This window comes from Mesorhizobium qingshengii (assembly GCF_900103325.1).
Classification (GTDB): domain Bacteria; phylum Pseudomonadota; class Alphaproteobacteria; order Rhizobiales; family Rhizobiaceae; genus Mesorhizobium; species Mesorhizobium qingshengii.
Genome location: NZ_FMXM01000046.1, coordinates 1 through 11,983, shown reverse-complemented (window position 1 = coordinate 11,983; position 11,983 = coordinate 1). Strand labels below are relative to the sequence as shown.

The following is an 11,983-nucleotide window of genomic DNA, read 5'->3' as shown; positions in this document are numbered from 1 at the left end:
GTCCCGAACGATGTCCGGACGATGCAAAATGCTCAGTTCCGGGCTGAATCGACGGCCATGACGCCGCCTGACGTGCCTCGGCCGGCGTCGGGCGCGGCTCTCCGGAAGATAGCGCCACAGCTTCAGCTCCTGGCCGTCGGCCGAATAGGCAAAGCGATAGATCGTCTCGTGGCAGACGCGGACGCTGCTACGTTCATAAGCCAGTCGACCGGCGATCTGCTCTGGCGACCAGCCATGCTTGATGCGCTCAATGATCGATGCGCGAAGCTTCGGATGCCGAACCAGTTTGCGATAACGGCTGCGGCGTTCCCTGGCCCGATTGTTGGCCGCCACGCAGAAATAGCCGGTCAGATCCGGCATGTCCCGATCCTCGAACTTGTTGCGCGCGATCTCGCGGAAAATCGTCGAGCGATGGCGGCCAAGCTTCTCAGCAATCGCATCGACACTGACGCCCGCCTGGCGCCAGCGCTCGATCTTGCGGCGTTCATCCAAATCGATCTGGGAGTAGGTGCGTTTCATCTACGGTTCCTTGCATGCGATAAGCCATTGGTATCGCTGCGAAGTCGCAGTTCAAGATAGAACGCACCCCTCGTACACGGCATGTTGCAACCAAGTTCGAATGTCGCGCCGCCGGCAAAGTAGAAATGTCGCATCACGGTTCTGCTGGCCGCGACGAGAGCACCCGATCGGGCGTCAGCTGGTCGGGAGATTGCGCAGCCCGATCGGGTGTGATCCAACAAGGCTCCCCGGGTTTAGCTTTGAGAGCTGACTTCACTCGGCAGCATCCAATCTTGTCAGCGCTTGTTGTCGACGCGCGATGACAGCAGGATCATTCATGAAATCCTTCCTACGCCCCGGCTTCCTGTCGCGCTTCTGATAGCCAGTCTGTTCGCTGTTCGTCTTAATCTTCGGCGCGGGCCGAGCCTCATCTTGCTGGCTCTTGATCCAGGACAGAACCTCGCCAAGCCGCTTGTTCTCGGTGACCGCGGCGTGGGTGACGCGCTGCTCTTTGTCGAAGACAGTGTAGGGCAGGGAGCATGCCTTCCACCGAACATCCAGGCGACCGTCGGCGAACTCGTAAATATCGACATATCTGCCGACCAGGCCGCATGAGATATCGTTCTTCTCCAGCATGATCTGCTTGCGTTCGTAGGAGAAAGACAATTGCTGGCCGACATAGCGCTGCTCGCGTTTGCAGAGCAGGTCGCGGAGTCGATCGGCCGGTATGTTCAAGACACGATGCAGATTGTCCGGCCGGGTAGGGATCTTCGAAAACTTGTCGTTGAAGCTGGTCGTGAATGCCGGCAGAAAAGCGTTGGCTTCTTCGATATCTGAGATGCCAGCAAGACGCAGTTCCTTCACAAGCCGGTCCTGCAGCGTGCGATTGACACGTTCGACCCGGCCCTTGGCCTGGCTCGAATTGGCGCACAGGATCTCGATGTTGAGCTCGGACAAGGCTCGGCCGAATTGGGTCATGCCGCGGCCGGCACGAGCCTCGGCCTTCGCCACCCGAAACACCGTGTGCTTGTCGGAATAGAATGCCACTGGGCAGCCGTGCGCCTTTAGATACAGATCCAAGGCCTCGAAGTAACTGAACGTGCTCTCCGACTTCACGAAGCGCAGCTGCTGAAGCTTGCCGGTCGCGTCATCGATGAAGACGAGCAGGGTGCATGGACCGCCCCGCTCCTCGAACCATCGATGCTCGCTGCCGTCGATCTGCACCAACTCGCCATAGGCTTCGCGGCGCAAGCGCGGCTGATGGAATGTCCGGCGCTGCTTGCGCGACAGCCAAATTCCGGCCTCAGTCATCCATTTGCGAAGCGTCTCACGCGATACGGTGACACCATGATCCTCAGCCAGCTTCTCAGCCGCAAGAGTCGGGCCGAAGTCCAGATAGTGTTCGCGGATGAGCGATAGAGTGAAGTCCCGAACGCCGTCGACAATCTGACGGTTCGAGCGTCGGCCGCGCGCCTTGTGGCGCAGTCCGGAAGCACCATCGGCCTGAAACGACTTCAAAAGCCTCTGCACCTGGCGCCTGGTTAATCCAAGCACATGTGCTGCCGCGACAGTCGTCATCCTTCGCTCGATGGCCTTCGATAGAACCTCTATGCGTTGGAACTCGCGTTCGCTCATCAGAACAAATCCCACTTGCTGTCTCCCTCACAAACGCCGGGGAGAATGGCATTCAGCAAAGGGGAAACGACATTCCTACTTTGCAGAAGTGGGACATTTTAACTTTGCTCGTACACGGCAGAGCCGCATAACATACATTATGGAACTTGAATTTATTTAACATAATCAATAGATTAATCCGCACCTTATTCGTTAGTTAAACTCAAGCAGGGCATTGTGGAATTCCGCGTAGGACTGTCGTCGATTGCAGTACCGAGAAACAATTCGATTACTTGGAATAGTTCCCGGTCGCGCTCAGTACATGGTGATGCAGGCGAACTCCGATGTCTTCTATCTGCCTGTCTGGCTCAGCAGCTCCCTTCCCTGCCCATTTGGCTGCTGGGCCATCTCCTCTGCCGAAAGGACCTTTCGATGACTTTGTTTTCCGTGGATGAAGAGCCCGAAAGCGATGGCATGGCGAGCGCACAGCACCCGGATATTCGCGCGGCGTTGATGTTGAGAACGATCGGCAGCATACCTCTGGAGCCAACAACCGAAGACGCGCTGACAGCTATCGCGGCTCAGATGAATATCAGCCGTATGAATCTCATTCGGATGGCGTTGCGCGAATGGGTGGGTGCGCGACGAACCGGGAATGGGCAGGAGCTGGAGCGGATTGAGGCCGCTCGATTCAGTCAAACGGCGAATTGCGGGCAAATGCCGACCCGGTGACGGTTGGGCACAATCCAGGCACCGTTGTGCCCTAACCAGTTTGCAATTCGGAACCCGAGTGCGGCCACCCTTCCTGAAACACTTGTCAGTTTGGAATAATTTCCGGTCGCGCTCAGTATATAAACCATGAAGGCGAACTTCGACGTCACACCGCATTTGGAGGACCTTTGGCGCTATGGTCGGGTGCTGACGCACAACGACGCAGATGCCGATGACCTCGTGCAGGAGGCGCTTTCCCGCGCCCTTTCACTGGCTGGTGGCTACGACGCTTCGCGTCCGCTGCTGCCTTGGCTGATCACTATTGTGCGCAACACGTTTCTGACCGGTATCACTCGTGCAAACGCCGAGAAGCGTCGCCTTGCGGCTTATGCGGTGCTGTCCGATCCTTTGTTGCTTCCGTCGCAGGAGCACAGTGTCGAGCTTTCCAATGTCAGGAAGGCACTGGCGGCGTTGCCGACCGAACACGCGGAGGTTCTTCACCTTGTTGGCGTCCTGGGTTTCACTTATTCCGATGCCGCCGAAGTGCTCGGCGTGCCGACCGGAACCGTGATGTCTCGCCTGAGCCGAGCGCGGGATGCCCTGCGTGTCAATATGGACCATTCGAGCGATCGTGCACTGTCTCACCTGAGAGTGGTTGGAGGTCGTCGCGATGGAACCCGGTGAAAGCATCTCCAAGGACGAGATAAACCGCTTACTTGACGGTGAGCTATCGCCCTCCCAGAGAAACGACCTTCAGGCTCGGCTGGCGCTGGAGCCAAAGCTTGCGGCCGAGGTATTTGCTGAAGCGCAACGCATGGAGGCTTTGCGTTCCGTCCAGCCCCAGCGACTGTTTCCGCCGCGGGCAAGCGTGGATGGAGCCAGGCAACTCGAAGGGGCTTTTCGGCGGCGGAAGTTGATTGCAGGACTCAGGATACCGGTGGCCGCGATCCTGCTCGTTGGACTGGGTTGGGCCGCCAACTCGGTGACCGAGCCGCTTCGCCAAGGTGGGCGAACGGTGGATGAGAACTTCATCCTTGCCGCCCGCGAGGCTTTGCGCGTCGCACAGCTGGATGCCGGCCCACAGCAAGGAAGCGAGCTGAAACAGGACAAGATCGAAAGACTGGTTGGCGCCCTCAACATCAGTATGCCCCCCCTTCCCTCGACCTGGCAGGTGACGGATGTTCAGGTGCAGCCTTGGAACGAAAGGCAGAGCCTTGTTGTGACAGCCAACACTCCGAGTCTTGGTCGGATCACACTTGTTGCTGCCCCGATGAACGGCGAAGACGCTGTTCCCCCAACTTCCGCGACAGACGGCCGTATTCCGACTGTCTACTGGCAATCGGGTGGCACAGCGTATGCGCTCATGGGACCGGCGGCAACCGAGCGGCTCGAAGTGGAAGCAAAGGGGATTGAAGTGGCTACGCGGAGGCAGATGGGATCCAAAATAAGGGGTTGATGAACCAGCGTGACGACAACGACTGGCCAAAGGAAGGTGAAGGTGAATGTCTGCTGAACAAATTCAGAAACATTTCGTACGGTTTCTTGGTGTCGATGTGGGAGTATCGTTCGGTGACCCTGCGGATCCACGTGAGGTGGTCCTATACCGGCCTGACAGGCTTTCTGAAACTTTCGTGACATGGGCGTTCGAAGAGCTCGAAAAGACCGCACCAAACATCGCAAGGAAAATTGACCGACTGCTTGTTTCGTATGAAAGCCGCCTCGGCCGCACACAGCGCGGGATAAATATCCCTTTAAATAGCAAGGCGCCTCGGCCAATAGATCCAGAGCCATCTCCAGGGGCCGAAACATAGGGGCCGGCAGGATGACACGGCTTCCGTCACCGACCAAAGAAACCATGCGGTACTACCCGTCGACTTGCCCAGTTTGCGCGGGAACCGCGCTGGCAGCTGATATCACGGTGCGCAAGGTTGATATCCAATGCGCTCGCTGCGGGGGATATGAAATAACCGTCGCCGCGAGGTCCGCAATGAGAGGGATGTCGTGGGAGCATCGCATGCTGTGGCTTTCGCAGGCCCGGCAAAAAACGTCGGATACTCAGCGAATTGCGTTTGTCGCTTGCGCGAATGAGCTTCAGACCTGATCCGCACGGTGACTGCGTTTCGGGAAGTCCTTGCTACGGCGGCACGATCATGAGGGCATCGATGACGACAAGAACCGCTCAATGCAGACGTATTGGCCCTTTGGTTGAAGCGCTTGGTGCGATTTTGCTTGGGGACGTGTCCCCGCGGGGCCACTTCCTCCACGGCCCGGCGTCTCTTGGGGTTGGTGCCGGGCCGCCCTCCACGTTTCTCGATTCCATTTAGACAACGAGCTGTTGGACGGAGCAACGGGGTGGACTCGGAGAATACCGCGATGGGAATTTTTCAGACGAGAACAAGCTCCTGAACGAGAACATCCACGGACGCCCAGCGTGACAATTAGGCAGACACGATCCACTATGGATGAGTTAAATGACGCCCTGTCAGAAGGCTTTCGGGACTAGCAGCCCAAAAGTCGGGCGATGTCGCTGAAGGACGTTTTGGCCAGGATGCGAGCGAACCGCCAGGACTGCCCGCTCTCGGACCACGAGCTCAATGCCTGCATCCGCAGCTACGCGATCCGCCATGGATTTAACTTGTTTGACGGGCTCTAGCCGGTAGCGAATGCCATCACCGCAAGGACAGCTTCTCTGATCTAGATGAGAGATCGATAGGCATTTGCATAGCGCTGGCTTGAACACGGTACAAGTCAAGCATTCTGATCGCCTCACCGCGCGGAGGGGACCTGATAGTCATCCGCGTTGCAAGATAGACCCGTTCGATTTCGGACGAAACGACCGGTATCAGAACGTTTCGTTCGGATAGATCCCCCAAAGACGCTTTTGCCTTACAAAGCCAGATGTAGGGTTGACAGCGACCCTGCACCAATGCCCATCGCAGTTCACCAGTCCAACAACGACGTGCGGCTCGAGCCAGGCCGTGACTGGACTAGTTGACGAAGGTTTCTGGCGCAGTCCTATGTTATTTGTGCTCCAAGGTGCGATCACCGCGGTTCTTCGTCCAGACAGGAGCGAACCGAGTATCCATCCGGTTGCTCCTTGCCAGTCGCGAACGCGTCGCCAATTTCCGAATTCTTCATAAATCTCAAGCGGAATCTTCGGCCGCACATAGACCCACTTGATCCCGTATTGCACACCGGGTCCAACTCTTAAATTCACAGGAGATTTCTTCAGCGACGCGAAGCGTGGCAAGGGAAGCCCACCGGCTCCAGCTTGGGGGGGCCTCGCTGTGACGGCAGCGATAAATAAGACCGCGACGAGGCAACAGCGGACGAAGGTCTGCGTAGTCAAAGAGCCATGATTGGGGCTTCGGACACTCGGTGAGAGGTGTGACATTCGCATCGGATCGGGGTGTGTCATGGGCCGAGGACGGTTGTCTTTTGCCTGCTTAGCTGCTCCAGCCATCGAAAGCCGAACCAGCACAAGATCGTCCAGCCTATCCCGACGCACCAGCCCGCCAGCACGTCAGTGGGATAATGGATGCCGAGATATACCCTGCTGCAACCAACCATCAAGGTAAGCAGGGCCGCAAGTGACAAGACGCAGATCTTTACGTCGGGTTTTGTACTCACCCGCGCCACGAGCGTGCCAAGAGTCAGAAAAGTGATCGCGGAAAGCATGGCGTGCCCACTTGGAAAGCTTTCCGTGAAAGCCGGGACGATATGCGGCGTACTCTGCCGAGGGAGATCGAAAGCAGCCTTAATCGTTTTGCTGATCAGCACTCCGCCGATGACAGCTGTGGCCAACTGCAGGGCATAGTTTCGCCTTTGTATTATCAGCAAAAATCCGACAGTGGCGACCGAGATAACCCCCAGGAATGCAACGCTGCCAAGCGACGTAATGTCTCGCCCCACACCCTCCACCCAGGCAGGGCCGATTGGATTTGCCGGATCACCACCGCTGCGGAAAGCCATGAGTAGCCCCTGATCGAAATTGCTGCCTTCGCCTTTAAGGACTGCGTCGGCTGCGACCAGAACGATCAAAACCGCCGCAACCAGCAGCAAAGCAGCAATCCACAGGCGACTTCGCCTTGTGCCTCCGAGGAAACCAACGACCGGGTGGCTGTCATTTGGTAGGTTTGTCATGATACGTTCGATCTTGGCCCATTTGGCGGAATTCGAACAGGATCTGCATTCCGCGGATGCATCACATAATTGTCAGCAGGCCCTTTCGGGTCTGGCGATTGTGTCGCTCGTCCAACATAATTTTGGAGCCGAACGTATCGCTGCTAAATGGAGGGAATGCGTTGGGGTCGAAGCCTCGGCCGATTGACCCATCTCGACCGGCAAAATCCCTCTCAAGCAAATTTGATGGAACCAAACGCGCTGCCGACCAAGACGAGTTGCTCAAGGTTCGCCATAAGTCCTGTCCGATTAGCCGCTTTCCCTTGGAATGAGTAATGCGTATGACATTTGGGCGCTATTCCAAGCTCGCCCGCCAGAAAGTTCTATGCTTTCAACACGCCAACCCCTCGTCCATGCGCGCCGGCTAAGAGCGCTCATCATCGGATCTATACCGATGCTGGAGGCAAGGGGCGTTGCGGTCGTGCTGCTTGCGTCCGTCGTAGGCGTGATGTCGGGCATGCTTGTCCACGCCATGAGCTGGCTTGTTCAGGTCATGCATGGATTGCTGTTCGGACTGCAGCCAGAGGCGCGCCTCTCAGCGATGTTCTCGCTGGGAACCCCCCTGCAGGCGCTGATGCCGGCGGTCGGCGGCATCATCCTCGGCCTGACGATCATCTACCTCAAGAAATGGAAATTCCGCACGCCGATCGATCCGATCGAGGCCAATGCGCTTTACGGTGGCCGCATGTCGCTCACCGACACGTTCATCATTGCGGCCCAGACGATGATTTCCAGTGGGTTCGGCGCTTCGGTTGGACTGGAGGCCGGCTACACCCAAGTGGGTTCTGGCTTTGCCTCGCGGCTGGCGCGTCTGTTCAGACTGCGCCGGAACGACGTGCGTATCCTTGTCGGTTGTGGTGCTGCCGGCGCCATTGCGGCAGCGTTCGACGCACCGTTGACCGGCGCATTCTACGGATTCGAGCTGGTGATCGGCATTTATTCGGTCGCCAATGTCGCATCGGTCATGACCGCTGCCGTCTCAGCTTCATTGACTGCCGAGGTGTTTGGCGGTGTGCCATTTCCACTGGAACTCTCCGGTTTGCCGACGCTTACCCCCAGCCAGTATTTGCCATTCCTGATCCTTGGGCTATTCGGCGGCGGTGCCTCTATCGCCATCATGTATCTGGTGACGCTGATTGAACGTGCATTCACCCGGATCTCGATCGATGCCTCGATCCGCCCCGTCATAGGTGGTGTACTGGTCGGCCTTCTGGCGCTTCTGACGCCGCAAATCCTTTCGAGTGGCCACGGCGCGTTGCACCGCGAGTTTGCCATGAATTACGGCCTCGCAGCTGTGGCCAGCGTTTTCGTGCTAAAGTTGACGGCGTCTGCCATCTCGCTGGGGTCCGGATTTCGTGGCGGTCTGTTCTTCGCTTCACTGTTTCTCGGCGCATTGCTGGGCAAGGTTTTTGCCGGCGTTATGGCTTATGTTTCGCCGGCGACCGGCATCGATCCAGCAGTCGCCGCCGTCGTTGGCATGACCTCGCTGGCTGTTGGCGTCGTTGGCGCACCGCTGACGATGACCTTTCTTGCCTTGGAGTCGACCCGCGACTTGACCCTAACCGGAGTCGTGCTGGCGGCATCGATCGTGTCGGCTACCCTCGTGCGCGAAACCTTCGGCTACTCCTTCTCGACCTGGCGCTTCCATCTGCGCGGCGAAACGATCCGCGGTGCGCACGATGTCGGATGGATGCGCAGTCTGACGGTCGGGTCGATGATGAGAAAGGACGTCCGAACGATAGACGCCTCCACCACGCTTGCCGCGTTTCGTGACCAGGTGCCGCTTGGTTCAGCTCAGCGCGTGATCGCGATTGATGCCAACCAGCTTTACTGTGGCATGCTGATTGTGGCTGAACTCCATAGTGATCAAGATGCCGACGAGACGCCGGTTCTCGCCTTGGCCAAATTCAAGAATACGGTGCTGGTTGCGACCATGAATGTGCAAGCTGCTGCCGAGTCTTTTCGGAGGGCGGGGGCAGAAGAATTGGCGGTGGTAACCAGTTTTACGGATCGTACTGTCGTGGGATTGCTGACCGAAGGCTATGCTTTGCGCCGATACGCCGAAGAACTCGACAAAGCCCGCCGAGACCTAGCTGGTGAAGCCTAGAGCTTGATCAATTGCAGGCGGGAGGATGTCCTTCCCGGAACGATTAAATAGGCAAGATTGCAGTGCTGCGCAGCGCCCTGAACGAGAGCCGATTTTGAGATCGTGGGAACGCTAGAGTCCATTACAGCAGAACTCTCGATGTTGATCTCGCCTAGGTGAAGTCAAATTCATTGGCCGAGCACTGCGCGCCGGTAGTGTGGGGAACCTCGCTTTGTCTCTGATGGCCAAACTCTATATGGACCGTATATTGCCACTATCGCACAATGCGATAGGGCAAGCATCAGCAATGGATCGGATGATTTGAAGAGCACAGTGCTTCCTGCCGCCGTGGCGCTCGTCGGTATGACATTGCCGGCGTGGGCCGATGCGTCATGCATGGCCAACATGGGACAGTTTGAGCTCGGGCAGTATGCCTGCTTGACAGTCGGCGAGTCGAGCCACCTAGCCCGCTGCGAGGTAAACCTCAATATCTTGTCCTGGAAAGAGGTCCTTGACCATTGCCCGGGTGGCCCGGCATCACAACCCGCGCTGGCTACCTCTGTCTGCCGGGCCAACGGCCGGTTCGTCCCAGGCGGCGGCTTTGCCTGCCTCACCGTAGCAGGCAGCACGCATCTGGCGCGCTGCGACACCGTCCTCAACGATCCATCATGGACCAAGGTTCAGGAAGGCTGCCCGGGCGCGCCGCAACCGGAAGTCATTCCAGATACCCAGGTCAATCCGGGGCTCAAGCATCCATTGTCAGGTGCTCGCCGACTGATCGAACGCCTGCGAGACGCGCTTTGATGTCTGGGATGGGCAGAATATATGGCACTGTCGATCATCGACCGCCCGGCTTTCTAGTCCGCATTTTCGGCAGCTGTTTGGAAATTGGCCAAGACATACCGAAGGTCGATGACCGTGGATTCGCAGGCTGGGAGACAGTTGCCGTGCGACGACTGCGGCACTGACATGGGCGGGATCGGCATCGGCGGTGTGCTGGTCGTGGTTTGGATAGCGCTCGCTTCAGTCTTGCTTGCCAAACCGGGCATGGCGTGGGCTGATGATACGGCCAACGCCAGGTATCTCTGCGCAATCATCAATGCTACCGGCCTTACAAATACCCAATGCGAAATGTCAGCATCCGCTTCATCTGTGACAAGCACGATGGAGATCAGTGTCCCGGAAGCAAACAAGTTATGTGGAAGGTTGGCCGACCTTATGGCCCAGGGAGGTCGCCCATTCTCAAGACGTTGGGTACTCAACTTTCGATCACCTTACAGTGACAAGGACAGAATTGCCTCCTGTACCCTTCCGACAAAAGCGGCTCCAAAACGGAGCTTGAGCTCACATCAGATGCAGACAGCAGTGACGCCCACCTTCCTGAACTCGATCTGAAATAGAGCTTTCGGGGACCATTTCCTTTTCCGCGCCGGTGCTCCACGAGAAAAAAGAGAAACGTGCCTGAACAGGTCAAGAGCAGCAGGCCGTTCTGTGTGGCGTGATGGACGTAATGAGCCGCGCTTCGCCGATGGGTATCACGTTGTATAGCCGAGCGTGGCGTAGGCCTGAGCAATGCGGCGGCGATTGCCCGGAAGGGCTTGGCGACGAGATGATTGCGTGCAGATAGACCCAAAAAAGGGCGAGGAGCTTGGCCTCGCTGGCACGCGATCAAAAACGATCCGGCACCCTCAAATCGTCGCAATGATGATGAAGACCTGAGATCTTTGTAGGCCATGTGGCTTGGCATTCCGGAGAACAAGCTTGATGAAACAGCTAATCTTCGCGTTCGCAATCGCTTTTCAGTCCACTGCCGCATTGGCGCTACCCTGTGAAGGAAGCAGGCTGGCGGTGACCGCCTCGGGCTGGACGGTAACAAGCCCGGCGCCTGGCTCGTACCGGATCACGGTCGACTTGCAAGGCCAAGTCGAACCGATGAAGAACGCGATCGGCAGAATTTTCTTCATCGACAGACGAGGCGCTGTGATCTCCTCGACCAAGATCGATAGGCATTTGCAAATCAATTCCGGCAGTTGGACGAAGCAGACGACCAAGTCGAACAATGCGCGATGGGGTCAGTTGGTTGGGATGAACCACTCCGACGTCTCGGTGAGCACCTGCGTGCATTCCGCAAGCTTTGAAGACGGGACAACCCAAGCATTCTGACCGCCTCTCCAATCCCGAACTGTTGCCCCGAACACTTGCGTTGCAATTTCAGTCCCAACTTGGAGATTGCCGGATTGCGAGCTTATAAATTAGCAGGGATTCCCACTGGTCGGCGGGACCCTCGAGGCGAGTCGATCATGCCCGCCATACAATATGTTGAGAGGGGAAAGCAGCAGCAGTTTGGTGGGCGCGGACGCGAGGCATCTTGGTGTCATGTTCGGTATTAAGGGCATGCGACTTCAGCGCTGCCTGACGCTCCCCGAGGTTACCGTGAGCCGACGATCGTCGCTGGCATACCGGTTGAGAATCAACCTCTTCAGCCCGAATTGCCGAACTGATCGAACGCTTCTATTGCGTGGCCCGCGTACATGACTGACGGCCCTGCACCCATGTAGATCGCCATACCAAGGGTCTCAAGCACCTCTTCGCGGCTTGCGCCCCTGTCGAACGCAGCCTTGGCGTGAAAGCCGATACAGTCATCGCAGCGCATCGCGACACTGATGGCAAGGGCGATCAACTCCTTGGTCTTGACGTCCAGTGCATCGGCCTTCAGCGCTGCCTGTGCGATGGCAGAGAATCCCTTCATCACCTCGGGCGTCCCGCCACGCAGTTCGCGCAACCCGCCCGACAACTCGTTGGTGAACGTCTTCCAGTCTAGGTTCATTTCAAAAATCCCCAGGCATTTCAATCTGTTGAACTCAAAGGCTTTCGATCACGCCCCGGAGCATG

General features: G+C 57.5%; 11 protein-coding genes. 6 read left to right on the top strand and 5 right to left on the bottom strand.

Features of this window, described 5'->3' with window-relative positions; translation table 11 throughout:
* Together BLS48_RS33240 and BLS48_RS33235 are read right to left on the bottom strand one after the other, a co-directional pair.
* Positions 1–519: IS30 family transposase (locus BLS48_RS33240; RefSeq protein WP_143019582.1), on the bottom strand; the 519-nt coding region annotated here is incomplete at its 3' end.
* Positions 520–771: 252 nt separating this feature from the next.
* The gene (locus tag BLS48_RS33235) at positions 772–2,148 is read right to left on the bottom strand and encodes an ISNCY family transposase (protein WP_167365347.1); all 1,377 of its coding nucleotides are present in this window, start codon (positions 2,146–2,148) and stop codon (positions 772–774) included.
* 396 nt (positions 2,149–2,544) lie between these two features.
* Here BLS48_RS33235 and BLS48_RS33230 point away from each other — a divergent pair, with 396 nt between their 5' ends.
* The 3 genes from BLS48_RS33230 to BLS48_RS33220 all read left to right on the top strand — a co-directional run bounded on the left by BLS48_RS33230 (position 2,545) and on the right by BLS48_RS33220 (position 4,279).
* Positions 2,545–2,844, top strand: a complete 300-nt coding sequence (locus BLS48_RS33230; RefSeq protein ID WP_091586554.1) for a hypothetical protein — start codon at positions 2,545–2,547, stop codon at positions 2,842–2,844.
* Positions 2,845–2,970: 126 nt separating this feature from the next.
* Complete coding sequence (locus tag BLS48_RS33225; protein WP_091586552.1) at positions 2,971–3,507, top strand: sigma-70 family RNA polymerase sigma factor; 537 nt, start codon at positions 2,971–2,973, stop codon at positions 3,505–3,507.
* Positions 3,494–4,279, top strand: a complete 786-nt coding sequence (locus BLS48_RS33220) for an anti-sigma factor (RefSeq protein WP_091586560.1) — start codon at positions 3,494–3,496, stop codon at positions 4,277–4,279. The genes BLS48_RS33225 and BLS48_RS33220 overlap by 14 nt, the downstream gene beginning before the upstream one ends.
* Before the next feature lie 1,386 nt (positions 4,280–5,665).
* On the opposite strand, the gene BLS48_RS33210 is transcribed toward BLS48_RS33220, so the two are convergent.
* Both BLS48_RS33210 and BLS48_RS33205 read right to left on the bottom strand, forming a co-directional pair.
* Positions 5,666–6,217: an SH3 domain-containing protein gene (locus BLS48_RS33210; RefSeq protein ID WP_244530003.1), complete on the bottom strand. Its 552-nt coding sequence runs from the start codon at positions 6,215–6,217 to the stop codon at positions 5,666–5,668.
* Between the two features lie 20 nt (positions 6,218–6,237).
* Positions 6,238–6,966: a phosphatase PAP2 family protein gene (locus BLS48_RS33205; protein WP_091586546.1), complete on the bottom strand. Its 729-nt coding sequence runs from the start codon at positions 6,964–6,966 to the stop codon at positions 6,238–6,240.
* Positions 6,967–7,330: 364 nt separating this feature from the next.
* Between BLS48_RS33205 and BLS48_RS33200 the strand changes: the two genes are divergently transcribed.
* The 3 genes from BLS48_RS33200 (at position 7,331) to BLS48_RS33185 (ending at position 11,254) form a co-directional block, all read left to right on the top strand.
* Positions 7,331–9,112: a chloride channel protein gene (locus BLS48_RS33200; RefSeq protein WP_091586545.1), complete on the top strand. Its 1,782-nt coding sequence runs from the start codon at positions 7,331–7,333 to the stop codon at positions 9,110–9,112.
* A gap of 300 nt (positions 9,113–9,412) precedes the next feature.
* Positions 9,413–9,895 carry a hypothetical protein gene (locus BLS48_RS33195; protein WP_244530002.1) on the top strand — a complete coding sequence of 161 codons (483 nt, stop codon included), beginning with the start codon at positions 9,413–9,415 and terminating at the stop codon, positions 9,893–9,895.
* Positions 9,896–10,855: 960 nt separating this feature from the next.
* A complete protein-coding gene (locus BLS48_RS33185; RefSeq protein ID WP_091586541.1) occupies positions 10,856–11,254 on the top strand; it encodes a hypothetical protein in 399 nt (132 codons plus the stop codon).
* Between the two features lie 316 nt (positions 11,255–11,570).
* On the opposite strand, the gene BLS48_RS33180 is transcribed toward BLS48_RS33185, so the two are convergent.
* A complete protein-coding gene (locus BLS48_RS33180; protein ID WP_091586538.1) occupies positions 11,571–11,918 on the bottom strand; it encodes a carboxymuconolactone decarboxylase family protein in 348 nt (115 codons plus the stop codon).
* Positions 11,919–11,983: the final 65 nt, after the last annotated feature.